The organism is Larkinella arboricola (assembly GCF_003259745.1).
In the GTDB taxonomy this organism is placed as follows: Bacteria; Bacteroidota; Bacteroidia; order Cytophagales; family Spirosomataceae; genus Larkinella; species Larkinella arboricola.
On sequence record NZ_QLMC01000004.1, the window covers coordinates 632,828 to 657,748 of the forward strand.

The 24,921-nt window shown below is 53.1% G+C and carries 21 protein-coding genes; 14 read left to right on the forward strand and 7 right to left on the reverse strand.

Annotated elements, in window-relative coordinates; all coding sequences use genetic code 11:
* The first annotated feature begins 3 nt into the window (after positions 1 to 3).
* The 4 genes from LX87_RS18250 (at position 4) to LX87_RS18265 (ending at position 5,311) form a co-directional block, all read left to right on the forward strand.
* Positions 4 to 993: a PorP/SprF family type IX secretion system membrane protein gene (locus tag LX87_RS18250; protein ID WP_111629691.1), complete on the forward strand. Its 990-nt coding sequence runs from the start codon at positions 4 to 6 to the stop codon at positions 991 to 993.
* Positions 994 to 1,069: 76 nt separating this feature from the next.
* The gene (locus tag LX87_RS18255; protein ID WP_111629692.1) at positions 1,070 to 3,451 is read left to right on the forward strand and encodes an OmpA family protein; all 2,382 of its coding nucleotides are present in this window, start codon (positions 1,070 to 1,072) and stop codon (positions 3,449 to 3,451) included.
* A 39-nt stretch (positions 3,452 to 3,490) separates the two neighbouring features.
* A complete protein-coding gene (locus LX87_RS18260) occupies positions 3,491 to 4,414 on the forward strand; it encodes a PorP/SprF family type IX secretion system membrane protein (protein ID WP_111629693.1) in 924 nt (307 codons plus the stop codon).
* 24 nt (positions 4,415 to 4,438) lie between these two features.
* A complete protein-coding gene (locus LX87_RS18265) occupies positions 4,439 to 5,311 on the forward strand; it encodes a glycosyltransferase family protein (protein WP_111629694.1) in 873 nt (290 codons plus the stop codon).
* Here LX87_RS18265 and LX87_RS18270 read toward each other — a convergent pair.
* Positions 5,303 to 5,794, reverse strand: coding sequence for a low affinity iron permease family protein (locus tag LX87_RS18270; protein ID WP_111629695.1), 492 nt, complete (start codon positions 5,792 to 5,794; stop codon positions 5,303 to 5,305). The genes LX87_RS18265 and LX87_RS18270 overlap by 9 nt on opposite strands.
* Before the next feature lie 380 nt (positions 5,795 to 6,174).
* Between LX87_RS18270 and LX87_RS18275 the strand changes: the two genes are divergently transcribed.
* Positions 6,175 to 8,034, forward strand: coding sequence for an ABC transporter ATP-binding protein (locus LX87_RS18275; RefSeq protein ID WP_111629696.1), 1,860 nt, complete (start codon positions 6,175 to 6,177; stop codon positions 8,032 to 8,034).
* A 44-nt stretch (positions 8,035 to 8,078) separates the two neighbouring features.
* Here LX87_RS18275 and LX87_RS18280 read toward each other — a convergent pair whose 3' ends face one another.
* From LX87_RS18280 to LX87_RS18295, 4 genes are all read right to left on the reverse strand, one after another.
* Positions 8,079 to 9,470 carry a Gfo/Idh/MocA family protein gene (locus tag LX87_RS18280; protein ID WP_111629697.1) on the reverse strand — a complete coding sequence of 464 codons (1,392 nt, stop codon included), beginning with the start codon at positions 9,468 to 9,470 and terminating at the stop codon, positions 8,079 to 8,081.
* A gap of 57 nt (positions 9,471 to 9,527) precedes the next feature.
* A complete protein-coding gene (gene chrA / locus LX87_RS18285; protein ID WP_111629698.1) occupies positions 9,528 to 10,739 on the reverse strand; it encodes a chromate efflux transporter in 1,212 nt (403 codons plus the stop codon).
* 257 nt (positions 10,740 to 10,996) lie between these two features.
* Positions 10,997 to 11,953 carry an isopenicillin N synthase family dioxygenase gene (locus LX87_RS18290; protein ID WP_111629894.1) on the reverse strand — a complete coding sequence of 319 codons (957 nt, stop codon included), beginning with the start codon at positions 11,951 to 11,953 and terminating at the stop codon, positions 10,997 to 10,999.
* 138 nt (positions 11,954 to 12,091) lie between these two features.
* Positions 12,092 to 12,802, reverse strand: coding sequence for a superoxide dismutase (locus LX87_RS18295; protein WP_111629699.1), 711 nt, complete (start codon positions 12,800 to 12,802; stop codon positions 12,092 to 12,094).
* A gap of 201 nt (positions 12,803 to 13,003) precedes the next feature.
* Between LX87_RS18295 and LX87_RS18300 the strand changes: the two genes are divergently transcribed.
* A complete protein-coding gene (locus tag LX87_RS18300) occupies positions 13,004 to 13,969 on the forward strand; it encodes a c-type cytochrome (protein ID WP_229310718.1) in 966 nt (321 codons plus the stop codon).
* A gap of 63 nt (positions 13,970 to 14,032) precedes the next feature.
* Here the strand turns inward: LX87_RS18300 and recR are convergent, their stop codons facing one another.
* Together recR and LX87_RS18310 are read right to left on the reverse strand one after the other, a co-directional pair.
* Positions 14,033 to 14,644, reverse strand: coding sequence for a recombination mediator RecR (gene recR / locus LX87_RS18305; protein ID WP_111629700.1), 612 nt, complete (start codon positions 14,642 to 14,644; stop codon positions 14,033 to 14,035).
* A gap of 105 nt (positions 14,645 to 14,749) precedes the next feature.
* The gene (locus LX87_RS18310) at positions 14,750 to 15,028 is read right to left on the reverse strand and encodes an ATP-dependent Clp protease adaptor ClpS (RefSeq protein ID WP_111629701.1); all 279 of its coding nucleotides are present in this window, start codon (positions 15,026 to 15,028) and stop codon (positions 14,750 to 14,752) included.
* Positions 15,029 to 15,162: 134 nt separating this feature from the next.
* Between LX87_RS18310 and LX87_RS18315 the strand changes: the two genes are divergently transcribed.
* The 8 genes from LX87_RS18315 to LX87_RS18350 all read left to right on the forward strand — a co-directional run bounded on the left by LX87_RS18315 (position 15,163) and on the right by LX87_RS18350 (position 24,904).
* On the forward strand, positions 15,163 to 16,626 hold the full coding sequence (locus LX87_RS18315; protein WP_111629702.1) for a sodium:solute symporter: 1,464 nt from the start codon (positions 15,163 to 15,165) through the stop codon (positions 16,624 to 16,626).
* Positions 16,627 to 16,668: 42 nt separating this feature from the next.
* Positions 16,669 to 17,463 (forward strand): hypothetical protein, encoded by a 795-nt coding sequence (locus LX87_RS18320; RefSeq protein ID WP_111629703.1) that lies wholly within the window; start codon positions 16,669 to 16,671, stop codon positions 17,461 to 17,463.
* Positions 17,464 to 17,546: 83 nt separating this feature from the next.
* On the forward strand, positions 17,547 to 18,098 hold the full coding sequence (locus tag LX87_RS18325; RefSeq protein WP_111629704.1) for a hypothetical protein: 552 nt from the start codon (positions 17,547 to 17,549) through the stop codon (positions 18,096 to 18,098).
* A 271-nt stretch (positions 18,099 to 18,369) separates the two neighbouring features.
* Complete coding sequence (locus LX87_RS18330) at positions 18,370 to 19,491, forward strand: hypothetical protein (protein WP_111629705.1); 1,122 nt, start codon at positions 18,370 to 18,372, stop codon at positions 19,489 to 19,491.
* Positions 19,492 to 19,548: 57 nt separating this feature from the next.
* A complete protein-coding gene (locus LX87_RS18335) occupies positions 19,549 to 20,439 on the forward strand; it encodes a hypothetical protein (protein ID WP_111629706.1) in 891 nt (296 codons plus the stop codon).
* A 73-nt stretch (positions 20,440 to 20,512) separates the two neighbouring features.
* Positions 20,513 to 22,060 (forward strand): vanadium-dependent haloperoxidase, encoded by a 1,548-nt coding sequence (locus LX87_RS18340; protein WP_111629707.1) that lies wholly within the window; start codon positions 20,513 to 20,515, stop codon positions 22,058 to 22,060.
* A 10-nt stretch (positions 22,061 to 22,070) separates the two neighbouring features.
* The gene (locus LX87_RS18345; protein ID WP_111629708.1) at positions 22,071 to 24,284 is read left to right on the forward strand and encodes a TonB-dependent receptor family protein; all 2,214 of its coding nucleotides are present in this window, start codon (positions 22,071 to 22,073) and stop codon (positions 24,282 to 24,284) included.
* Positions 24,285 to 24,343: 59 nt separating this feature from the next.
* A complete protein-coding gene (locus LX87_RS18350; protein WP_111629709.1) occupies positions 24,344 to 24,904 on the forward strand; it encodes a carboxymuconolactone decarboxylase family protein in 561 nt (186 codons plus the stop codon).
* Positions 24,905 to 24,921 lie beyond the last annotated feature (17 nt).

Genomic DNA, 24,921 nt, shown 5'->3' on the forward strand with positions numbered 1-24,921 from the left:
CCAATGATACGCAGGTTTACCAGAAAATTTGGAAGATGGGCACTCTTTCTGGCCGGGATGGCCGGTGGTAGTCAGGTTCAGGCTCAGCAGGACCACATGTTTTCACAGTATATGTTCAATATGATGGCCATGAATCCGGCGTATGCCGGTAGCCGCGATGTGCTGAGTATGACGGCTTTGTACCGTAACCAGTGGGGCGGTATTGAAGGCTCGCCACAGACAACCACTTTTACCATCGACATGCCCCTCAACCGCGAACGGATTGGTCTGGGTTTGCAGTTGTTCAACGACCGGATCGGCGAGTATAACACCACGGGGGCGTATGCTTCCTACGCTTTTCGTATTAAAGTGGGCAGCCGTTCGACGCTCGGTCTTGGTATTCAGGCGGGTGCCAGCAGTTTTCAGGCCGATCTGGCAAAGGTAAAAACCGACCAGGGGGGCGATCCGGCCTTTTCGCAGAACGTTTCCAAACTACTGCCGAACTTCGGAACGGGTATTTACCTGAGCAACGACCGGTCCTACATCGGCGTATCGGTGCCTCAGTTGATTAAAAACAAGCTGACCGACTATAATTCCGGTGTACAGCGGGCTACGCAGCGTCGTCACGCTTACGCTATGGCGGGCTTTGTGGTTCGGTTAAGCTCAGCCTTGAAGTTAAAGCCCTCGACGCTGGTGAAATATGTCGAAGGTTCTCCGCTCGGTATTGATGGAAACTTAAACCTGTGGATTGCCGACCGCATCGCCGTGGGTGTTTCGTACCGTCGGAATCAGTTTAACAGTTATGAAAGCGCCTTGGATAATGGACAGGTTTATAACCAGGACGCGATTGTTGGAATTATTGAAGTGCAGCTATCCGATCAACTGCGGCTGGGATATGCGTATGATCAGATGCTGAATAAAATGCAGACGTTTAAACTGCCTTCCCACGAAATTATGCTGCGGTATGAGCTGGGCTTTGGCAAAAACAAGATTCTGACACCCCGGTATTTCTGATTCGTCAAGCGGCTGGCAGTTCGCGGTTGCAAGTCAGCTACCGGGAACGCCAGTTTGTTATTTTTTGGTTCGGACCATGCGCAGCTTTTATCTCTTGTGTTGTCTGATTGGTTGTTTCGTCGGGTCGGCCCGGGCGCAATCGCTACTGAAACAGGCGGATCGCCAGTTCGATCTGCTGGCGTATAGCAATGCTATTGACCTGTATGAGCAGGTACTCAACCGCTCCAAGTTATCGGAAGAAGAGCGTCTGGCTACGTTGTCAAAACTCGGCTATAGTTACCGACAGGTGCGCGACACACAAAATGCCGAAAGGGTCTACCGGACTCTGCTGGAGCAGCTCAAAGAACCGAAAACCGACTATGTGCCCTGTTACCTGTATTATGCGCAGGCATTGGCCAGTAACGGGAAATACCGGGAGTCGCAGGAGATTTACGAGCTGTACAGCACCTTCCAGCCGACCGATCAGCGGGGAAAACAGTTCTCCCAACTTTATAACGACGTCAGTATTTTATCGCGAAATGCCGGGAGTTACCGGATTCAATTTCTGGAAACAAATACTACCCAGGCGGAATTCAGTCCGATGTATTACAGGGATGGGCTGGTTTTTGTTACGAACAGGAGATCCGGTAACGCCCTGAAGCGCGTATTTAACTGGGATGATTCGGCGTTTCTGGATTTGTATTACCTACCACAAACACCGGAAATGGACGAAACCGTAGCTAGTTTGGGGGGCGCATCGGCCAGCCGGAAGAAAAAACAGCTTCGGCATCAGCGAATGTTGGGAGAAGACCACTATACTGCCCCCACCGCCAACGACACCCGGACGGTGGGATTTCAAACCGGAACGGCAGCCCATAACCTGTCTGACTCCGAAACAACGCCATCTGACGAAACGCAGAAGTTCAGCCGGACATTAAACACCAAATACCACGAGGGGCCTGTGGCTTTTACCAAAGACGGCACAAAGGTGTTTTTTACGCGCAATAATTACAATAATGGGAAATATCGGGAAAGCTCTGACGATATTAATAAACTGAAATTGTATGTGGCCGAGGAACACAGCGGTAATTGGAGAAATGCACAGGAATTGCCCTTTAACAGTGATGAATACTCGACTGGACATCCGGCGCTGAGTCCGAACGATAAACTGCTTTTCTTTGCCTCGGATCGGCCCGGTGGTTTTGGCGGAACAGATTTATACGTTTCCCGTTTTGCGGACGGAAAATGGTCGGAGCCGGTCAATTTGGGAAATCACATCAATACAAAAGGAAACGAGTTATTCCCGTTTGTTGATGATCGTGGAAACCTCTATTTCTCCTCGGACGGCCACCCCGGTTTGGGCGATCTGGATATTTTCTACGCCCAGCTAACAAACGGGACCGCCGTAAAATCCGTGCAAAACCTCGGCGAACCGCTCAACTCGTCGAAAGATGATTTTGGTATTGTAACCGACGGTGTGCGGATGATGGGCTACCTCAGCAGCAATCGGCTGCGGGGTGGGAGTGATGACGATATTTACCGGTTTCGGCGCGAAGGTCCTTTGTATGCGTGCCGCGAACTGACGCTGCATGTATTTGACGGCCAAACGCAACAGCCGCTTGCCAACGCTCAACTGGATGTAGATCAGCAGGACGGCCAGCAGGAGAAACGACAGGTCCAGACCGATAGCGAGGGAATCATTCGGATTTGCCTGGACCCAGACAGCGATTTTCGATTGGCGGCATCGATGGCCGGGTACGCATCCAACCGCGTCGGTTTTTCAACACGGGCCCTGTCAGATGACCAGCCACTCCGTCTGGACATACCGCTTTATACCGCTCCGGCTCTGACAACACAACTGCTGAAATCGAAAATAAGGGGTCAGGTTTTAACACATACGGGGCGTCTGCCCATTGATAGCGTCGAGGTGATTTTACGAAATCTGTGCGATAGCACGGTTTTAACGATGGTAACGGGGCCCGACGGGAACTATGAATTTACAGTTGATCCGGGCTGTGAATACACCATTGAAGCGTTGAAAGATTGCCTGGGAACTACCGGTGCCCACATTTCATCAAACGTTGACTCGGCTACCAATCTGACCATGTTTCGCAAAGGCGATATCATTGAAATTCAGAATATTTATTATGACCTCAACCAGTGGGCCATCCGTCCGGACGCGGGCCGGGAACTGGATAAACTGGTTGCGCTGATGAAAAAATACCCGGCGATGCGCATTGAAATGCGGTCGCATACCGATAGCCGTGGATCAGCAGAATACAACAAAACGTTATCGACAAAACGGGCGCGGGCGGCCGTCGCTTACCTGTCCAGAAACGGTATTGCAGTCCACCGGGCGAAAGCTACCGGCTATGGCGAAAGTATGCTGCTGAATGAGTGCAAAGACGGCGTTGAGTGCCCGGAGGCTAAACAGCAACGCAATCGCCGAACAGAAATTAAGATACTTCAGGTTGAATGAGCTTTCTTTGTACCTTCGTGTACTCAACTCTCCTCGGGAATGATTCGACACCTTGTCTGGAAAATAGCCAGCATCACCACCCTGCTGGTCGCCGGAAGTCAAACTGTGTGGGCACAGCGCGAAGTGCTTTACGCCCAATACCTGTCTAACCCATTGACCATCAATCCGGCGTACACGGGAAGCCGCGAAAGTCTGACCATGACGGCCATTTTTCGCCGGAAGTGGTTTAGCCTGCGGGGACCGGGCATCGGTATCACCCAGAGTTTTGGCGCAGATGGCGCAGTAGCTGGCGGGAAAGTCGGCATTGGCCTTCAGGCGCTAAACGACCGGATGGGATTTTATTCAGCAACCGGTGTTTACGGAAGCTTGGCCTATCGGGTGACGTTACCATCAATGGCAAAGTTATCGTTTGGCGCTTCCGGTGGAGTCAATGTCATTCCCATTTACGACCCTGCTAGCGTCACGAGCATCAACCGGGCCATGCCCAGCGTGGGCGTCGGGGCTTACTACGAAGCCGAACGGTTCTGGGCCGGTGTTTCGATGCCCGAAGTGGTCAGCCGTCCCATCACCCTGGCGCGTGTTCAGGGTATTCCTATCCAGCGTTACCAGCGACCCTTGTTTGTCAATCTGGGAACCCGCATCGACGCCGGTGAAAGCATTGACTTTCTGCCTTCTCTCTTGCTAACCCAGCAGACGGGGTACCCGCTCGGTATCGACCTGAACGCTAAATTCTGGATTGAAGAAAAACTAGGACTGGGCTTGTCGTACCGGGCCAATAGCAGCACGCAGATCAGCACTCAGAATTACTTTGTGGCGCTGGCGGAGTACGAGTTGTCGGGTAGTATTCGGGTTGGGTACACGTATAACAGCCAGCAGGTCGAAAATCCGTTTTATTTTCAGAAAAGCGTTCACGAACTGGTGTTTCGCTACACGCCCAGCCCCATCAAATTTCAGTACAGGTAATCGGTTCGCGCATACGGTTTTATCATGAAAGTTTCCGGGTTTAGCTTTATCCGAAATGCCATTAAATACGATTACCCGATTGTCGAGGCCATCCAGTCGATTCTGCCTCTTTGCGATGAGTTTGTCGTAGCCGTTGGTCAGTCAGAAGATCAGACGCTGGACCTGATCCGATCCATTCCGTCCGACAAAATCCGGATTATTGAAACCGTCTGGGATGATTCGTTACGGCAGGGCGGACGGGTTCTGGCCCTGGAAACCGACAAGGCGCTGGCTGCTGTGGCCCCGGATTCGGACTGGGCGTTTTACATTCAGGGTGATGAAGTGCTGCACGAGAAATACCTGCCCGTCGTTCAGGAGGCTATGGCCCGGTATAAAGATGATCCGGATGTCGATGGGTTATTATTCCACTATCTGCACTTTTATGGTTCATACCGGTACGTGGGCGATTCGCGCCGGTGGTACCGCCGGGAGATTCGGATTGTCCGCAACAATGGCAATGTAGCCGCTTACCGCGATGCGCAGGGCTTTCGAACCCGCGATAACCGCAAGCTGACGGTGAAACTCATTGAGGCAACGATGTACCATTATGGCTGGGTAAAACCGCCCGACAAACAGGCCGACAAATTAAGCAACTTCGGACGGTATTGGCACAACGACGAACACATGGCCCTCACGCGCCGGGAGTTACAGGCATTTGATTACAGCGGAGTCGATTCGCTGGCGCTGTTTAACGGAACGCATCCGGCCGTTATGCAGGCCCGCATCGACCGGGTGAACTGGCAGTTTGACTTCGATATCCGGCAAAAGAAATTATCGGCCAAAAACCGTTTCCTGAAATGGATTGAAAACCTGACCGGCTGGCGGGTCGGGGAGTATCGGAACTATAAGTTACTTTGAAGATTTAGCGACTTTTTTCTGGGGCTTTCCCTGTTGTTGCGTTTCGAGTTTTTCCTCATGCCGTTCTTCGGCTTCCTCCACCGAATGCGAAGCGGTAATTTTCGTATCCTTTTTTGCTTTTTCGACCAATACCGCAAAATACCGGTGTAAGGTCAGGAGTTCTTCCTCAGATAAATCCTCTACGTTCAGAAACCGGTTACTGGCTCCGTCCTGAGCCGCAATCAACTCGTTAAGTTTAAGCTGAATCGCCATCGAATCCTTGTTCTGCGATTTCTGGATCAGAAAAACCATCAGAAACGTAACAATCGTAGTGCTCGTGTTGATAATCAATTGCCAGGTGTCGGAATAGTGAAAAACCGGTCCGGTGACCAGCCACACGATGATGGTTAGGAAGGCCAGCAAAAAGGCCGAAGAACTGCCGGTAGCTTTGGTAACGGCGGTTGAAAAATGTTCGAAAGAAGCCGCAAATCCCTTCTGACTCATGGGTAAAAGTAAAGTAAAAGTTGAAAGTTTTTTCGGATAGATAGGTGATTGGATAGGATTGGGGCGGTATCGGTCCGTTGAAAAGGCGGGTAACCAACGGTTTAGGCATGCCGTTTTGGGCGTCGTCTGCTGACCGAAACCGACAGGACAATCAGCAGAGCATAAACGATTGGAATGACCAGCATAGCGGCAACGCTGACTAGACAAAGATGTCTTTTTCTGGGTTGAATAGCAACCGGCTTCTGGTTGAATTGGGACTTAGAGTATTCTTATTCGTTGTTCTCTCTTTGCTTTTCCTAAACGAATCAATGCCAGCCCGGTACCGGAACGGCTGCCAACTGGAAACAGAACCAATTCTTTGGGGACGATGTATGTAAGGTATGGCAAAAACTCCAGTACCTGACTTTCCCGGACGTATAACCAACGGTCAGGAAAAATCGGAACTTTCGTGGAAAGACCGTTTTGCGGCTCTCCGAAACCTGCCCGGTTTTTTCAAGATGATCTGGCAGGCGTCTCCCGCTTTATTTCTGAGCAATGCTGCGGTTCGGCTGGTACGGGCGTCCCTGCCGGCCTTGACGTTGTACATTGGTAAACTGATTATTGATGAGGTCATTCGGCTGGCAAACCAACCCGGTGCAGATACGAGGGAGCTCTGGACGCTGGTGGCGGCCGAATTTGGCCTTGCCATTTTAGCCACTGCCCTGGGACGGCTAACCAGCCTGATCGACGGGTTGCTGGGCGATCTGGTGACCAACAAAACGTCCATCCGGCTCATGGAACACGCGGCTACGCTGGACCTGGAACAATTTGAGGATGCGACGTTTTACGACAAACTCGAACGCGCCCGGCGCCAAACGACGGGGCGGTCATTTTTGCTGTCGGGCGTTTTCGGGCAGGTGCAGGAACTGATTTCCATCGGTTTTCTGGCGGCTGGTCTGGCCGTGTATAATCCGTGGCTGTTGGTGCTGCTCCTGCTGGCGGTTATTCCGGCGTTTATTGGCGACAACTATTTTAACCAGAAAAGTTACTCCCTGTCGCGAAGCTGGACGCCCGAACGGCGTGAACTGGATTACCTGCGCTTCGTAGGGGCCAGCGACGAAACCGCCAAAGAAGTGAAAATTTTTGGCCTGTCGAACTTCCTGATTGACCGCTTTCGCCATCTTTCGTGGGAGTACTACCTCAAAAACCGTTCGCTGGCCATTCACCGGGCGGGCTGGGGAACGATCCTGACCATAATAGGAACGGCAGGTTACTACGGCGCTTACCTCTGGATTGTGGCCCGGGCGGTTAATGGTACCATCTCTATTGGCGATCTGACTTTTCTGGCCGGTTCGTTTCGGCAACTTCGCTCGTCGATGGAAGGTATTCTCCTGCAATTCAGTGGCTTGACGCAGGAAGCGGTTTATTTGCAGGATTTGTTCGATTTCTTCGAGATTAAACCGCTGATTCACTCCACACCTCAGCCGCTGCCGTTTCCGAAAGAGATTCAGCAGGGATTTACGTTTGAAGATGTGGGTTTCAAATACACCAACTCCGAACGGTGGGCGTTGCGCAACCTGAGTTTTACGCTGAAACCGGGTGAAAAACTGGCCCTGGTGGGCGAAAATGGCGCCGGAAAAACCACGTTGGTCAAGCTGCTGGCCCGTCTGTACGATCCGGCGGAGGGACGGATTCTGCTCGATGGCCGTGACCTGCGCGACTACGATCTGCTTGATCTGCGTAGGAACGTTAGCGTGATTTTTCAGGACTATGTTCGTTTCAAAATGTCGGCGGGTGTCAACATTGCCGTGGGCGACATCGACGAACGGACCAACCAGCCCCGCATTGAAAGTTCCGCCCAGCGGAGTCTGGCCGATACCGTCATTGCCAAATTGCCGGGTGGTTACGAACAGCAACTGGGCCGTAGTTTCGGCAAAGGCGTTGAACTGTCGGGCGGGGAGTGGCAAAAGGTGGCTCTGGGCCGGGCCTACATGCGCGACGCACAGGTGCTGATTCTCGATGAACCGACCGCAGCGCTGGACGCTCGGGCTGAATATGAAGTTTTCCAACGGTTTTCCCGCCTGACCGAAGGGAAAGCCGCCGTTATTATTTCCCACCGTTTCTCGACCGTTCGCATGGCCGACCGGATTCTGGTGCTGGAAGGTGGTCAACTACTGGAAATCGGCAGTCACAGCGAATTGCTGGAAAAGAACGGGCGGTATGCCGAATTGTTTCAGTTACAGGCGCGGGGATACCAGTAAGGTAAAATCCCTGACAGATCGGAATGTGCTGTCAGGGATTTTAATTAAGCTTCTTTCGGCATGGGGCCCCGGAACGTATCTTTTGTTTTGATTTCCGGTAATTTAACCGGCTTCCCTTCCTTTGCCGACTGGTAAATGGCTTCCATGATCCGCTGATCCTGCAAGCCTTCTTCGCCGGGCGTAAACGGCTGTTTGTTCTGCATAATACATTCCGAAAAGTGGTCCATTTCGGTTGCAAACTGGTTCTTTTCCGTCAACTTAGGTTGTTCAACGCGCTCAATTTTCCCTTCGGCGTGGGAGGTCTGCATCTGGATTCCCTTGTACGAAAAAGCCGGGGATAATTCCATCCATCCCCGTTCGCCGTAGACCCGGTAACGCCGGGCTTCGTGAACCCCGTAGTGAGTGGCACAGCTGGCATACACGCCACTCGGAAATTTCATCTGCCATGACATGAGTTCTTCCACTTCCCGAAAACGGGGGTCGCCGGGCGTACTGTACTGGTAGGCAAACACTTCGGTCGGTTCTTCGCCCAGCAGATACCGGATGGTATTGAGGCAGTAAAGGCCAATGTCAGGCAGCGCACCGCCACCCGCCAGCGCCTTGATGTGCCGCCAGTGTTGCGGATTGGCCGAGTTCTGATTGTTGACGGCTTCAATAAACTTTACGGTTCCGTATTTCTGGTCCTGCACCATTTGCCGGATCATCCGGTTATTGGGTTCGTATTGAATCCGGTATGCTACCATCAGTTTCCGGTCGGCTTTTTTACAGGCGTCAATCATCGCCTGACACTCCTGCACCGAATTAGCCATTGGCTTTTCGCAGAGAATGTGTTTCCCGGCCTGCGCACCCCGGATGGTGTACTCAGCGTGCATGGAATTCGGTAACACAATGTAAATGACCTGTACTTCTTTGTTATCCTTTAGCTTGTCGTAATCCTGATAGCTGTAGCAACTTTCGGGTTTAACCCCGTACTGCTGCGCCACTTTTCGCATTTTTTCCGGACTTCCGCTGACCAGCGCAACCACTTTTGATTTCTTGCTCTCACCGAAAGCCGGTAAAAGTTCGTCCAGCGACAAATGGCCCAGACCGACGATGGCGTACCCAACGCGCTGATCGTTCGGCAGGGGTGCCGGTGTGTCGGTTTCCTTCTCGGTTTTGGCTTTCCACTCTTCCAGTTGAATGGGTTGCTCCGGGTTATCCGGAACTTTGGCGGGCGGTGTTTGCCAGGAAGAAGACGGTACGCGTGTGCCGTCGGAAGCGGTATAAGTAATTGATGGTGAGTTGGTAGTTGGCTGTCCCGTACGGCACGAAGCGGCAAAGTTGCCCACCACGCCCGCGGTAATACCCCGCCCAGCCCATTGTAAAAACTGTTGACGCGAGACTTCCTTGGGAACACTTCCGTGCATCCATTCGATAAACTGATCAAGTTGTTTCATAAACGTAGAGTTGATTATGCTCTACGGGCAACCGACCGTTTAGGGGCATTGTTTGCGTCAGAGCAGAAAACCCATGAACAGCCCGCCGATGATCAGTACATAAGGCGGAATCCTGGAATACTCCAGTAACAGAATGGTAGCAACAACAACCAATACCGACGGCCACTGGTCGGACATGGGCTGAAACAAGGAAAAGGCCGCTGCAATCGTCAGGCCGGTGCTGGTTGCGTTAATGCCTTCCAGTGAGGCCCGCACGGCGCGATACCGTTTTAATTGATTCCAGAAGCGGTATACAAAGAAGATAAAAAACGTACCGGGTAGAAAAATACCGGCGGAAGCCATCAACCCACCGAGTAGCTGACCGCTCCAGCCGTCGTTGCGTAGAGACAGAGCACCGATATACGACGCAAACGAAAATGTAGGGCCGGGCGTTGCCTGAACAATGGCTAAACCAGACAGAAATTCCTGCCGGGTCAGGTAGTGTTTAAATTCAACAAACTCGTTATACAGCATGGGCGTCAGCACCTGACCACCTCCAAACACCAGACTGCCGTTGCGGTAGAAGTTCTCGAAAATCCGGATCGGCAGTGACTGCGTAACGGCACCCAGAATGGCCGCGCCGATCAGGACCCCCAGCCACAGAAAGAAATTGGCCCACTGGATTCGGATGGGCGTTTTCTCCATGATTTTCTGCTTTTGGTACGAAAAAGCCGTGGTCAGGCCCCCTGCCACAATCACTACGGGCGTGATATAGGGCGACGGAAAGGCATAAGCCGTTAAGGTAGATATAATGGCCAGAACCAGCCCCATCTGGTTATGGATCACTTTCCTGGCGATTCGGTAACCGGCCACGATCAGAAAACCAACAGCCATCGGCTGAATGAAACGGGTAAATGCCAGTGAAATGGAACGCTGTTGCACGTAATACATCCCGATTGCGAAGGCCGTCATGATCAGAACACCCGGCAGCATCCAGACCAGCAGGGTCAGGTAAGCGAGGTTAGGGCCGCCAATTTTAAACCCTAGCGCCGTAATGGTTTGGGTGGAGGTGGGGCCGGGCAAAATCTGACAGAGTGCGTTCAGTTCCATCAATTCTTCTTCGGTCAGGTAGCGCCGTTTGGCCACGAGCCGGTCGAGCATCATGGCCAGATGCACCTGCGGGCCGCCAAAGGTGGTGCAGGCCAGAATCAGAACGTCTTTCAGGAAAATCAGGAAGCGTATGCGCCTTACCGGGGCGATGGGAGAGAGTGTCGGAAGGTAAGAGGCCATACGGGGAGGTTTCTTGTAAACGGTTTGCTAAACGGCCAGCCCTGATTGGGGCGATGGCAACTCCGTTAACTCAAAAGGTATTTGCAGTTTCTGTCGTTGAGCGAAAGGGGCTATTTTCAGCCGGCACCGTTTATCCAACGAATTGCCGGGTTGATAACATAAAAAGTCGCACTGCGAAGACCTTGAGCAGTAGCTGCATAGGTCAGATCGCAATGCGACAAGATAGAACCGTTTACTCAAATTATTGATACCAATGTTTAATTCTTTTTCAACCCAAGTTCCCGCAGCCGTTCGTCCAGAAACGCACCGGCGGTCATGTCTTCATAAATTTTGGGGTGTTCGGTCGAGATGCAGCTTCCGAGGCAGGTCAGGTCCATGTCGCTGCGGGGGTGCATAAAAAACGGGATCGAATACCGTGGACTGTTCATTTTCTCGCGGGGCGGGTTCACTACGCGGTGAATCGTCGATTTCAGCTTGTGGTTGGTCAGCCGGTCGAGCATATCACCCACGTTCACAATGATCTGATCGGGCAGGGCCGTAATGGGAATCCATTGACCATCGCGACGCAGCACTTCGAGCCCCTCGGCGCTGGCTCCCATCAGGAGCGTAATCAGGTTGATGTCGCCGTGGGCAGCCGCGCGAACCGCACCTTCTGGCACCAGATTGGGGTCCAGCGGGAAGTAGTGAATGGCCCGCAGAATGCTGTCGCCGTGGGCAACTTTATCCTCAAAGTAATCTTCCGGAAGCTCCAGGTATAGCGCAATGGCCCGGAGCAGCATCCGACCCGCATTTTCCAGCGTGGTGTACGTTGTTAAGGTGTTCTCCTTAAAATCCGGAAATTCGTCAGGGAAAACGTTGTCTGGCATCCCGTTGATGGGATCCGGCTGGCCGATGTGATAAAATTCCTTTAAATCGGCGACTTTAAAGCCTTTCGCGGTTTCCTTGTTCTTGCCCACATACCCGCGCTGGCCGTGGAGTTCGGGAAATTCGTATTTCTGTTTAGTAGCGGTATCGGTCGAAAAGAACTCCTTCACCGAGTTGTATAAGTTCGCCGTCAATTCATCGGTTAAACCGTGGTTTTTGATGGCGACAAAACCGATGTTGTTAAAAGCCGCGCCCAGATCCTGCACAAACCTGGCTTTCCGTTCCGGGTCGTCCGACTTGAAATCGGCCAGATCCAGCGACGGAATCTGGTCGTATAAGATATCGCTCATGGTGTTGATGTTCTTCGTGTAATTGGCCGCTAAATTACAAAAAAAGCTTTCAAATTTACCGGTCATCAGGATGCCGGAATGGGTCTGATTCCGGCAAAACTGAAAACCGATAAAGCTGAAAGCTTGATACGCGTTGCCTTATGCCTTCATGGCGGCATTGTATAACTCGTTGACCTTGCTCCAGTTAACCACATTCCAGAAAGCCGTTACATAGTCGGGCCGCCGGTTTTGGTATTTCAGGTAATAGGCGTGTTCCCAGACGTCCAGGCCCAGAATCGGCGTGCCTTTTTTCTCGGCCAGCGCCATCAGCGGATTGTCCTGGTTTGGCGTAGAAACAATCTCAACGTCTTTCCCACTAACGATCAGCCACGCCCAGCCTGAGCCAAACCGACCGGCAGCCGCCTTGCCGAATTCTTCCTTAAACTTGTCGAAAGAACCGAATTTTTTCGTGATGGCGTCCGACAGATTGCCCGATGGCTGTTTGCCACCGCTGGCACCGAGAATATTCCAGAAAAAGGTATGGTTCCAGTGACCACCGCCGTTGTTGCGGATGGCTGCGGGGGTGCTGCTGTCAATTTTCTTCACCAGTTCGTCAATCGACAACGACGCCATCGCCGACCCGGCAACGGCTTTGTTCAGGTTATCGACGTAGGCTTTATGGTGTTTGCCGTGGTGAATTTCCATCGTTTGCTTGTCGATATGCGGTTCGAGCGCACTGGCGTCAAAGGGCAAGGGGGGAAGTTTAAAAGGGCCTTCGGCCTGGGCGGATCCGGCAAAAGCGGATGACTGCCACGCTGTCAGGGTTAGGGCGCTGCCAAAAGCCAGCTTTAAGAACTCACTGCGATTCATATCCAAATGGTTTGAGGTGAGATACTTGGTTTGTTGAAGAACACGCCCAAAACGGCAATGTTTTTCGTCGAGCGCAAAGAAAGCGACTTTTTTGGAACAAATGGTACCCCGGCCGGTTTCCGTTCGCTCAAGAGCATCATTTCAATGGCGGACAAACAAAGGGCGTTCGCTATTTTTGCCCCACAGTAAACAACTCCTGAAATGAATCGTTTTTTGTTCCTGCTGATGGCGACCTTTTCGGTCGTCTTTAGCGGCTGCGTACACCCCAAAGCGTATTCGCCCGAAACGGGCCGGATTCGCACGGTTTCCCTGCCTACCACATCGGCCCAGCTTGAGCGCGGTCGGTATTTAGCCAACCACGTTGCTGTCTGTATGGATTGCCATTCCAGACGGGATTATAACCGTCTGGGCGGGCCGGTCGTGTCCGGAACCGTCGGGGGTGGGGGCGAAGAGTTTGGCAAGAATTACGGTTTGCCCGGTACGTATTATGCTAAAAACATCACGCCGTTTGCGCTGAAAAACTGGAGCGATACCGAACTGCTGCTGGCGATGACGGCGGGGGTTTCGAAGGATGGCAAACCGTTGTTCCCGCTGATGCCCTACGCAAATTACGGAAAGATGGATGAAAGCGATGCGCTGGCGATTCTGGCGTACCTACGCACACTCGAGCCGGTAGAAAACATTGTTCCGGAATCGAAACCGATTGCTCCGCTGAAACTGGCGATGAAAATGATGCCGCACAAAGCCCGTTTCCAACCCATGCCCAGGCAAAAAACCGGAGTAGAATATGGCCGGTATCTGGTTACAATGGCGGGGTGTGCGGATTGCCACACGAAACGGGCAATGGGTGGTCTGGCTAAAAAAGCCGCTTTTGCCGGTGGAACCGAAATCAGGATGGCAGGCGGCACGCTCCGGACGGCCAACATCACGCCCGATCTGGAAACCGGAATTGGTGCCTGGACGAAAGACGCCTTCATTCGTCGTTTTAAAACCTACGATCCGGCAACGTTCAGCGCACCCGAAGTTGGCAGCGGTTTTAATACCGTCATGCCGTGGTCGATGTACGCCGGAATGTCGGAGCAGGATTTAGGAGCGATTTACGAGTACCTGAAAACCGTTAAACCGGTGCGGAATAACGTGGTGATTTTCTCAAGGATCAAAAAATAACATACCCACAGATCAGGCCGTGCAGGTTGCCCTGCGCAGGTCCAGGCTGTGGGTACGGGTCGTTTATTCGTAGGAAATCCGGCTGAGGATACTCCGGCCCAGCGTGACTTCGTCGGCGTATTCAAGATCACCACCGATGGGTACACCCCGGGCGATGGTCGAGATTTTGATGGAGAACATTCTGAGCTTTTTCTGAAGGTAAAAAGCCGTTGTGTCGCCCTCCATCGTTGGGCTCAGGGCCAGAATGACTTCTTTAATCGCATCGCCATCCGGATCACGAAGCCGTTCGATCAGCGATTCGATGTGCAGGTCGCTCGGGCCGATGCCTTCAACCGGCGAAATGATGCCGCCCAGCACGTGGTACATGCCTTTGTACTGCGCCGTGTTCTCGATGGCGAGCACATCGCGCGTATCTTCGACCACACAAATGAGCGAACGGTCCCGTTTATGACTGGCGCAGATGCTGCACAGGTCGTTGTCGGACAGGTTGTGGCACTTGCGGCAGTGTTTCACCTTCGACCGCATGGCCACCAGCGATTCGGCCAGACTCTGGGTTTGCTCTTCATCGCGCTTCAGCAAATGCAACACCAGCCGGAGCGCGGTTTTTTTTCCAATGCCCGGCAGTTTCGCCACTTCGTTAACCGCGTCTTCTATCAGTTTGGAAGGAAACTCCAAGGTAAGTTGAGTTAAGAGTGAAAAGTTAAGAGTGAAGAATGAAAGAGGGCGTCTTAGCCAACCGCACGGGCGGCCAACTCTTAATTCTTACTTCATAACTCATAACTATTTTAAGACTTCTGCGGAAATGCCCCGGCGGCAGATCTCATTACGCTTGGGAACAAGCTCTTCCCACGATCCGTTTTTCACCCGGCATTTGCCTTTGTAATGGATAATGATCGTGCATTGTTCGGCCTGCTCGGGGGTATGGTCACACACGTCAATGAGCGTGTCAATGACGTGATCGAACGTATTTACATCGTCGTTGAAAACCACCAGATTAAACAGGTCGGTGTCAATGACTTCTTCCAATACTTCGACGTCGTTTTCTTCGAACGGTTGCATTACACGAAATTTCTTGTTTGATTGCAAATTTACGAAATTTTGGCCGCTTTTGCCACGTTTTTTTAAAGCGGTGGCCTAACATAAACCGCCAGAATAATAACCCATCGTTTACCTAAAAAGTTGCCGCCGACGGTATGAATCCTAACATCGCGTTAACCATATTAATTGCTTATTTTGCCATGCTCATTGTGGTGTCGTGGTACACGGCCAGAGGAGCGGATACGAACACCTTTTTTACGGCCAACCGCCAGACTCCCTGGTATTTGGTAGCCTTTGCGATGATCGGAACGTCCCTGTCCGGTGTCACTTTTATTTCGGTGCCGGGCGCCGTCGGCGGAAAAGCGTTTTCGTATTTTCAGGTCATACTCGGTAACATCGTCGGGTACTACGTCATTGCCACGGTTTTGATGCCGCTCTATTACCGGATGAACCTGATTTCGATTTACGGCTATCTGGAAAAACGGTTTGGATTCTGGTCGTATAAAACCGGAGCGGGTTTTTTCTTACTGGCTCGGACGATCGGTTCGGCCATTCGCTTGTACATTGCGGCCGGGGTGCTGCAAATTGCCATTTTCAACAGCTTCGGCATCCCGTTTGAAGTTTCGGTGGCCATCACCATTTTGCTGATCTGGCTCTACACCTTCAAAGGGGGCGTGAAAACCATCATCGTAACCGACACGCTCCAGACCACCTTTCTGGTCACCGCCGTCGTGCTGACCATCATCCTGATTTCGCGGGAGTTGGGGCTGGGCTTTGGCGAGATGGTTTCAACCATTTCACAAAGTGATTACTCGCAGATTTTTTTCTGGGATGCCAACGATCCTAAAAACTTTTTCAAGCAGTTTATTTCCGGCGTATTTATCGCCATTGTCATGACCGGTCTGGATCAGGACCTGATGCAGAAAAACCTGACCTGCAAGAACATCGGCGAAGCCCAGAAAAATATGCTCTGGTTTACGGTAACGTTTTCCATTGTCGTTTTTCTGTTTCTGTCGCTGGGGGCGCTGCTCTACATCTACGCAAATTCTAAGGGCATTCAGACCCCGGTTAAAACGGATGATTTGTACCCGATGCTGGCCCTCGACCACTTCGGCATGGTGGTCGGTATTACGTTTCTGCTAGGCATCACGGCGGCCACCTACGCCAGTTCCGACTCCGCTCTGACGGCCCTGACCACTTCGTTCTGTATCGACTTTATGAACGTGGAAGGGCGTCCGGAAACCGAGCGCGCCCGCATCAAGCACTGGGTTCACATCGGGTTTTCGGTCCTGTTTTTTGTAGTTATCGTTATCTTTAACCGGCTGAATAGCCAGGATGTTGTGACGGCGGTTTTCGATCTGGCCGGTTACACCTACGGGCCGTTGCTAGGGTTGTATGCGTTCGGAATGTTTACCAAACGCCCGGTTCGCGATGGGTGGGTGCCATTGATCTGCCTTGCTTCGCCGTTTCTGACCCTGTACGTCAACAATCATTCGGCGGAGTGGTTCAACGGTTATAAATTTGGTTTCGAACGCCTGGTACTCAATGGCGTGATTACATTTATGGGACTGTGGGCGGTATCGCGGAAGAAAACGGTCAACGAGCCGGTCGCGGCATAATAGCAGCAATAGGGTTTTAACAAAGGGTTAACAGCAAGAATCATGAAACGACTAATCATATTAAGTACAGCGTTCTTTTTAGCCGCAGGAGTGGCCTTCGGGCAGAAAAACGTGCCGATCAAAAGCACCTGGACTACGGCCACCACCTTTGCCGACCAGCCATCCATCGGCAGTAATGCGCCGGGTGAGGTGTATCTGGAAAATGCCAAAATTCACGCCCTGGCAACCAACAGCGCCGACAAACTGTTTCTGACTATTCAGCTCAACAACGACTCGGACCAGTTCAAAGCCCTGTTGTTCGGCAGCACCATCTGGCTCGATCAGAAAAGCAAGAAAAAATCCCGGCGCGGTATTCAATTCCCGCTGCCCGAAGAATTGGACCCGGCCACCGGAAAACCGCTGTCGATGGCCGCCCAGACCGGACCGACGGACCGTGGCATGATGATGAAGCAGTTGCTCAGTCGAAAAATTGAAATGAAGCTGATTCATCTGGTGGCCGAAGATGAAATGCTGGTATCGGCCAGCGGTGATCCGTCGGGCATTACGGGCAAAATCGAGGAAAAAGCCGGTCGTCTGGTGTATCAGCTGGCTATTCCGCTGGCGCTGATCAACGGAAAACCGGGTTCGGATGAGCCATTGGCGATTGCTTTCGAAACCGGTGTACCCGAAAAACCCAAGCAAACCTCGTCGGATGCGGGAAGCATGAGTGGCATGGGCGGGATGTACGGCGGAGGGATGTACGGTCGGCGCGGGATGTACGGCGGGGGTAGAGGGTTCAGCGGACCGACTATTGCGCCAACCCGGTTTGCCCTAGCGGTGCAGTTGGCAGCTCCCTAAACTATTGTTTAAAATTTTTACATTTAGTAGAAATATTTCAAGGGAATTGTATATTTGAGTAAATTTTTCCAAACAAAACGTTTGTGAAACGGTTAATCTGCTTCGGTTTATTCGTCGTACTGCTCTATCACATGATGGGGCAGCTGCTGGTACTGCTCAGTGTGCAGTACCAGGAGGAGCATGAATTATCGGAGCGATTGACCATGTATTCGTCTGTTGATCACATCGTCGAGTTTCAGATTCCCCTCCAGAACCACCCGAATGAAGCCATTCTGACCCAGCAAAAGCAGGAAGGCTTCAAATACCGGGGTAGTTATTACGAAATTGTTGACCTGGATGTGTCCGGAGATACGCTGCACATCACGGGCTATGTCAACAAAACCAAATCGTTTTTCCAGCGGGATCTGCTTTCGTTTGTAAAAGAGCAGTTTGCAACCGGTACGTCCGAAACGGCCAAAAAAGCCAGCAACCTGCTCAAACTGCTTTTAAAAGAATATTCCCCCATTAGCCGAGCCCGAACCTGGTTCTTTCTGTACGACTGGACCGAAAAAGCCGTGCGCATTCCTTCGTTTATTTCGTGCCTCTCTACCCGGAGCCTGCCGGTATTTTCTCCTCCCCCTGAGGTTTTGTCCTGAACAAACAACGCGAGAACTGACGACTTACGCGTGGCTTTAGGCTACAGCGGATAGGCGTCTGTACACGTGCTCCTCGCAACGAAGCGGTCACCAGACGGTTTAGCCATGCCTTTCAGCGTATCTGGCTGATGGCTATGTCGCCGGGGTGTTCGTATTCACAATTTCTTGTTCACAAGCAGATTCATAGAATCGCCGATACGGCTTATGCCGCCTGTATCGGACGTTTGACCTATGATCATTATCCATTCAGGACAATAATCTTCAGACTCCAATGAAAAAACTATATGGTTTTGTAGGGGCATTGCTATGCCTGTCTTTATTGAATTTCCGGGCTTCGGCCCAGGGGTGTGTCGCCGTTCGGCACATGAGTGGCGCGGTGCAGGGCTCGGCGTCATCGGCGGATTTTTTTAAACAGCGGACCGGTCACTGGCAGGTCAACGCGGGCTACCGGTATTTTCGGTCGTTCCGGCATTATAAAGGCGATGTTGAGCAGAAAGAACGCCTGGAGCAAAACACGGAAGTGATCAACCTCTCCCACGCGCTCGACCTCGGCATTACGTACCTGGCCACCCCGCGGCTGTCGTTTTCGGTGAATCTGCCCCTCCAATACAACGACCGTTCTTCGCTCTACGAACACTATGGCAATGCCGTCTCGGCCAATCCCGAACAGAAGCGCTTCCATACGTATTCGCAGGGCATCGGTGATATTCGGATTTCGGGAAGCTACTGGCTGGTTGATCCCACGAAACTATCGAAAGCCAATTTTGCGCTGGGTCTGGGTGTCAAATTGCCCACCGGCAACCCCGGCGTCACGGACGATTTCCACAAGCTGGATAAAGAAAAACGGGATTACGTGATCAACAAACCGGTCGATCAGTCCATTCAATTAGGCGATGGCGGGGTTGGCTTTAGCGTAGAAGGTCAGGGATACGCCCAGATTACGGGCGGTCTGGCGGCTTATGTTAGCGGTTATTACCTGTTCAATCCGCGTGAAACCAACCGCGTGCTCCGTACGCCCGAAGCCACAACGATTGACCCCGTCATCGGCTACTTCTCCGTTGCCGACCAGTTTGCCGCGCGGTTGGGACTGAGTCAGGCTATATCATTCGTTCCGGGGCTGGCCGTGATGCTGGGCGGACGGGTCGAAGGTATTCCGTCGTCGGACGTTTTTGGCGGCAGCAGCGGTTACCGTCGGCCCGGCTACATCGTTTCGGTGGAGCCCGGTTTAAACTACATGAAGGGCAAGTTCTCCGCAGCCGCAACCGTACCAGTGGCCCTTTACCGCAACCGGATTAAAAGTTATTACGACAAGCTCGATCCGCAGGGAGTGCGCCACGGGGATGCGGCTTTTGCCGATTATTCCGTCTCGATCTCGCTGAGTCGCTGGTTCTAAGGCGTATTGCTGCCTTTCCGGCCATATCAACCATACCTATTAATTTACTTCTGAAAGATGAAAAAAATTACCAATTGTATACTGGTCAGTCTCTTGCTGCTCGTCGGTAAGGCAATGGCTCAGATGCCGCACGACGCCATTTACATGGGCAAAGGAGCGGTTTGTGTAGCCACGATGTATGGCAAAAGCACCTGGTCGGATTACTGGGAAAATTCGCTCAAACGCTCGAATTTCAACATCGGGACACACACGACCCAGAATATAATGGTCATGCCCGCCATCGGCATTACCAACCGCCTGAACGTTATCCTGAGCCTGCCGTACGTCTGGACCCAGACCAGCGCCGGCAACCTGTTGGGTCAGAAAGGGTTTCAGGACCTTTCGGGCTGGCTGAAATACCGGGTGCTGAATACGCACGGTTTTTCGCTGCATGCCGTAGCCGGGGCTTCGTTACCCATCGGTAATTACGTGCCGGACTTTATGCCGATGTCGATCGGATTGCAGTGCCGCACGGTTTCCGGGCGACTGATTGCCAGCTATAAACACCCTCAGACGGGGCTTTATGCCACGGCTCACGGCACGTATATGTGGCGTAGCAACATCAAATCGGACCGGGATGCCTACCAGGCCGACGACCGGGTGTACAATACGGACGAAATAAGCGTTCCGAATGCTTACGATATGGGGCTGCGGCTGGGCATTTTGCGGAAAAAGTGGCAGACCGAACTCTGGGCAGAGCGGACTTCCTGCACCCACGGCGACTACATCCGTCGGCACGACATGCCGTTCCCGACCAACAACATGCAGGCGACAACGGTGGGCTGGTACGGCAAGTTTCAGCCGAACAAGATTGGGGTCAATGCCCGGGTGGGCTACGTGACCGATGGTCGGAATGTCGGGCAAAGCACCAGCTACTCGGTGGGGGTACTGTATCTGTTTAAGTTATAAAAATTAGTAAAAAAGTCCGAACGACCCGGAAGCGAGCCGGGTCGTTCAAAGGCTTAATGAAATAGTATCAAAGATGAAAACGTCTATAAATCAAATTAAAAGAGCGGGTTGGGTATTGGGTCTGGCAACGTTGCTGGTGGCCTGCGACAAAACAATTGATGAGCCCCAGCGCGACAGTTACGTACCTGTATCGACCGACGAAAAAGCCGGAACCTGGAAAACCTACCAGCTTTCCTCGGCTACTGAAATACCGGTGGCCGAACCCAAAGCCGTTTCCTCGCCGGAATACATCGCCGAACTGGCCAGTCTGAAAAAGCAGTCGGCCAATTTAACCAAAGAGCAGCGCGAAGCGGTTGAATACTGGGGAGCCGGAGCCGTATACCGCTGGAACGAGATCGCCCGCGAACTCTCGGCCCGCTACAACATTCCCCCGGCCTACAATGCCGAAGGAAAATACCCGGTTCCCGACGCGGCCAACCCGCTGGCTGATCCAAAATTTCCGTTTGCCAATCCGCCGTACACCTCCCGGGCGTTGGCGTATCTGAGTGTGGCGCAGTATGATGCGCTGGTAGCTGCCTGGAACTACAAATACCAGTTTAAACGGCCAGCGCCATCCAGAACCGATGCCACCATCAAAGCTGCTTTGCCGGTATCGGATATTCCGACGTATCCCTCCGAAGATGCCGTCGTGGCAGCCGCTTCGTTTACGGTTTTGAAGGCCATGTTTCCGGGCGAGGTGCCTTTTCTGGAAGCGAAAATGAAGCAGCACCGGGAGAGCCGTCTGTGGGCCGGAATGAACGTGGAAAGTGATCTGTTGGCCGGGGCTGACCTCGGGAATGCCGTAGCCGCCAAGGTAATGGCCCGCGCCAAAACCGACGGAATGGGTGCGGCCAACAACCAGACATTAACCGCCGGAATGATTGCCAAAGCCAAAGAACGCGGCTTGCGCGAAGCCTGGGTTAGTCAGGAGTTACCGGTCCGCCCGCCGATGTTGCCCAATTACGGCGCCGTTCTGCCCTGGAATTTTGATCTGGCAACCGTCGTTGCTCTGCGGGCCGTACCACCCCCGGCGCTCGATAGCGAAGAGTTTAAGCAAAATCTGGAAGAATTAAGGAAGATTCAGAAAAACCAGACCCGCGAACAGGCCCGGATTGCCAACTACTGGTCGGACGGTGCGGGCAGCTACACCCCACCCGGTCACTGGCACCGCACGGCGGCCAATGTAAGCCACGAAGCCCGGCACAGCGAAGTGCGGATGGCGCGGACGCTGGCCTTGCTGGGGACGTCCCAAATGGATGCCGCCATTGTCTGCTGGGACACGAAATACTATTACTACTACCCGCGTCCGCAGCAGTTTGGCGTGAAAACCTCCGTCGGTTTGCCCAACTTCCCTTCCTACACCTCCGGTCACTCGACGTTCTCGGGGGCGGCCGCAACGGTGTTGGCCTATCTGTTTCCCGATCAGGCGGAAACCTTCCAGAAGCAGGCGGAGGAAGCATCGGTATCGCGTATCTATGGCCTTATTCATTACCGTTTCGATTGTGAAGTAGGGCTGAAAGCGGGCGAGGAAGTTGGGAAGTATGCTATCGCCCGGGCTAGAGCCGACGGGGCGACTCTTTAAACAAATCGTCATGAGTAAGTTCAGGAGTATAGGAAGTGTCATTGCCTGTATTGCCTTTAGTATAAACACTTCGTTGATGGGTCTGGCTCAATCAAAAACTCAGAAATCGGGCGGGGACACCCTGCGCAGCCGCACCCTGGAGGAGGTAAAGGTGACGGAGATTCGGCAGGGGTATACCCAGTCACTGCCCGACGTACACGGAACGTATCTGTTGGGCGGCAAGCGGAGTGAAGTGGTGCGCTTGGGCGAGATTGACGCTAATATTGCCGAGAAAAACGCCCGGCAGGTGTTCGCCCGGCTTCCGGGGCTGTTCGTATACGACATGGACGGCACCGGCAACCAGATGAACGTCGCCACGCGCGGCCTGGATCCGCACCGGTCCTGGGAGTACAACATCCGCCAGAACGGGATTCTGACCAACTCGGATATGTACGGTTACCCGGCCAGCCACTATTCGGCCCCGATGGAAAGCATCGAACGCATTGAACTCGTGCGCGGCACGGCTTCGCTGCAATACGGTGCGCAGTTTGGCGGAATGCTCAATTACGTCACCAAGTCGGCGGACACCACCCGCCGGTTTGGCTTTGAAACCATCAACTCGGTAGGCTCCTACGGATTGCGGAGCACCTACAACGCCATTGGCGGACGGGTTGGGAAACTGACGTATTACGGGTATTACTACCGGCGGCACTCGGACGGCTACCGCCAAAATGCCATATCGAACTCACAGGCTCAGTTTGTCAGCTTGCAGTACCAGGCATCTAGTAGGCTGCGGCTGAGTGCGGAACTCGGTCGTTCGGCGTATGTTTACCGCATTCCGGGGCCGCTAACGGAAGAAATGTTTGCCAGGAATCCACGACAAGCCACCCGCAGCCGGAATTATTTCAATCCCGATATCTGGGTGCCGTCGCTGCGGCTCGACTGGCAGATTACCGACCGGACGCGACTGATGTGGCTGGCGTCGGCGGTGTTGGGGGCGCGCAACAGCGTGATGTTCGACGCGCTGGCAAACGTGCCGGATACGCTGATTCAGGCCACCGGACAGCCCCGAAACCGGCAGGTCGATATGGATAATTTCCACAGTTATACCTCCGAACTGCGTCTGCTGCATAATTATTCTATCGGAAACGTGACGGCGACAGGTGTTGTGGGTGTTCAGGTGATGAACAACGATCTGAACCGGCGGCAGATGGGGAAAGGGACGACGGGTTCCGACTTCGATTTGTCGCTGGTCGGTCCGTTTAGCCGTGATCTGCATTTTTACACCAGCAATGTGGCGGTTTTTGCCGAAAGCCAGTTTCACCTGACGCCCAAACTGACGGTTTCGCCCGGCATTCGGGTAGAAAATGGCCTGACCAGACTCCGGGGAACCATCAGTTATTACGATCCGCTGAATTTGCCGAACAACATCGACCACCGGTTTGCGCTGCTTGGGATCAACGCCCAATACCGTCTTAGCCCGGAGGTCAGGTTCTACGGCGGCTGGTCGCAGGCATATCGGCCGGTGATTTTCAAGGATATTATTCCGACATCGGTGTACGAGCAGGTCGATAAAAACCTCAAAGATGCGACCGGCTACAATGCTGAAATCGGGATGGACGGCTATTGGCGCGGGCTTCACGTGAACGTCAGTGCTTTTTACCTACCGTATCGCAACCGGTTGGGGAGTCTGGTGCTGAATAACCCGGAGGGGCAGAGTTACGTATTTCGGACGAACGTCGGGGATAGTAAAACCAAAGGCGTGGAAGCTCTGGTGGAAGCACAGTTTGTGAAGACGAACCGATTCGCATTGACTGGCTTTACGTCAACGGCTTATGTGGATGCGCGGTACACGAACGCCCGTGTTTCGACCGGCATGGACAATAATACCATCAACGGCAATCAGGTGGAATCGGCTCCGCGCTGGACCAGCCGCAATGGTTTGACTGCCCGTTACCGTACCCTCAGCCTGACTGCCCAGTTCAGCTACGTCAGTGAAACGTTCTCCGACGCCCTGAACACACCGGTGGCCCTGCCGAATGGCTCGAAAGGCCCGGTTCCAGCCTACGGCATCTGGGATCTGAACGCAACCTGGCGCGTCAACCGGCGCTTCAACCTGCGGGGCAGCGTGAATAACCTGCTCGACAAGTCCTATTTTACCAAACGTCCAACCTTCTATCCGGGGCCGGGTATCTGGCCGTCCGACGGCAGGACGGGTGTGCTGACGCTGGGAATTAAGTTATAAACCAACCGTGGCCGGACCCATTCGGCCACGGTTCCTAATCATCTTTTACCTTTTCGACTATGCCACACATCCCCCTTCCTGACCATCTGCCGGGCATCACCGGACTGCTCGAATACCGTCTGGATACGGCTTTGCCGATTCGGGAATTAACCCAGATTTTGCTGCGTGGAGAATCGACCCTGACGCCGGGCGAGCGCGAACTGATTGCCACGCTGGTATCGGCGCGAAACCAGACCCGTTTCTGTACAGCCGCGCATACCAAAGCTGCGGACCTGTTACTGGGCGAAGATGAAACCGCCCGGCTGGTGAAGCAGGATTACGAAACCGCACCGGTGAGCGAGAAAATGAAAGCTCTGCTGGCGATTGCGGCCCGCGCGCAAAACAGCGGGAAAGAGGTTACTCCGGAAGCCGTCGAACGGGCAAAACAGGCCGGAGCCACCGACCGGGAAATCCATGATACGGTATTGATTACGGGCCTGTTCTGCCTGTACAACAAGTATGTCGATGGTATGGCCACTGTTACACCGACCGATCCGGCCTATTACCAGCAACTGGGCGAGCGCATCATGAAGGGCTACCGACGCCCGGAAAAGGGCTTCCCGGTTCGGCCAACAACCTAGTATTTTTTGCGATTTGG

What these genes read in the sequence shown, in the direction of transcription:
- LX87_RS18250 (WP_111629691.1), top strand. Translation starts at nt 4, where the DNA reads ATGATACGCAGGTTTACCAGAAAATTTGGAAGATGGGCACTCTTTCTG.
- LX87_RS18255 (WP_111629692.1), top strand. Translation starts at nt 1,070, where the DNA reads ATGCGCAGCTTTTATCTCTTGTGTTGTCTGATTGGTTGTTTCGTCGGG.
- LX87_RS18260 (WP_111629693.1), top strand. Translation starts at nt 3,491, where the DNA reads ATGATTCGACACCTTGTCTGGAAAATAGCCAGCATCACCACCCTGCTG.
- LX87_RS18265 (WP_111629694.1), top strand. Translation starts at nt 4,439, where the DNA reads ATGAAAGTTTCCGGGTTTAGCTTTATCCGAAATGCCATTAAATACGAT.
- LX87_RS18270 (WP_111629695.1), bottom strand. Translation starts at nt 5,794, where the DNA reads ATGAGTCAGAAGGGATTTGCGGCTTCTTTCGAACATTTTTCAACCGCC.
- LX87_RS18275 (WP_111629696.1), top strand. Translation starts at nt 6,175, where the DNA reads ATGGCAAAAACTCCAGTACCTGACTTTCCCGGACGTATAACCAACGGT.
- LX87_RS18280 (WP_111629697.1), bottom strand. Translation starts at nt 9,470, where the DNA reads ATGAAACAACTTGATCAGTTTATCGAATGGATGCACGGAAGTGTTCCC.
- chrA (WP_111629698.1), bottom strand. Translation starts at nt 10,739, where the DNA reads ATGGCCTCTTACCTTCCGACACTCTCTCCCATCGCCCCGGTAAGGCGC.
- LX87_RS18290 (WP_111629894.1), bottom strand. Translation starts at nt 11,953, where the DNA reads ATGAGCGATATCTTATACGACCAGATTCCGTCGCTGGATCTGGCCGAT.
- LX87_RS18295 (WP_111629699.1), bottom strand. Translation starts at nt 12,802, where the DNA reads ATGAATCGCAGTGAGTTCTTAAAGCTGGCTTTTGGCAGCGCCCTAACC.
- LX87_RS18300 (WP_229310718.1), top strand. Translation starts at nt 13,004, where the DNA reads ATGAATCGTTTTTTGTTCCTGCTGATGGCGACCTTTTCGGTCGTCTTT.
- LX87_RS18310 (WP_111629701.1), bottom strand. Translation starts at nt 15,028, where the DNA reads ATGCAACCGTTCGAAGAAAACGACGTCGAAGTATTGGAAGAAGTCATT.
- LX87_RS18315 (WP_111629702.1), top strand. Translation starts at nt 15,163, where the DNA reads ATGAATCCTAACATCGCGTTAACCATATTAATTGCTTATTTTGCCATG.
- LX87_RS18320 (WP_111629703.1), top strand. Translation starts at nt 16,669, where the DNA reads ATGAAACGACTAATCATATTAAGTACAGCGTTCTTTTTAGCCGCAGGA.
- LX87_RS18330 (WP_111629705.1), top strand. Translation starts at nt 18,370, where the DNA reads ATGAAAAAACTATATGGTTTTGTAGGGGCATTGCTATGCCTGTCTTTA.
- LX87_RS18335 (WP_111629706.1), top strand. Translation starts at nt 19,549, where the DNA reads ATGAAAAAAATTACCAATTGTATACTGGTCAGTCTCTTGCTGCTCGTC.
- LX87_RS18340 (WP_111629707.1), top strand. Translation starts at nt 20,513, where the DNA reads ATGAAAACGTCTATAAATCAAATTAAAAGAGCGGGTTGGGTATTGGGT.
- LX87_RS18345 (WP_111629708.1), top strand. Translation starts at nt 22,071, where the DNA reads ATGAGTAAGTTCAGGAGTATAGGAAGTGTCATTGCCTGTATTGCCTTT.
- LX87_RS18350 (WP_111629709.1), top strand. Translation starts at nt 24,344, where the DNA reads ATGCCACACATCCCCCTTCCTGACCATCTGCCGGGCATCACCGGACTG.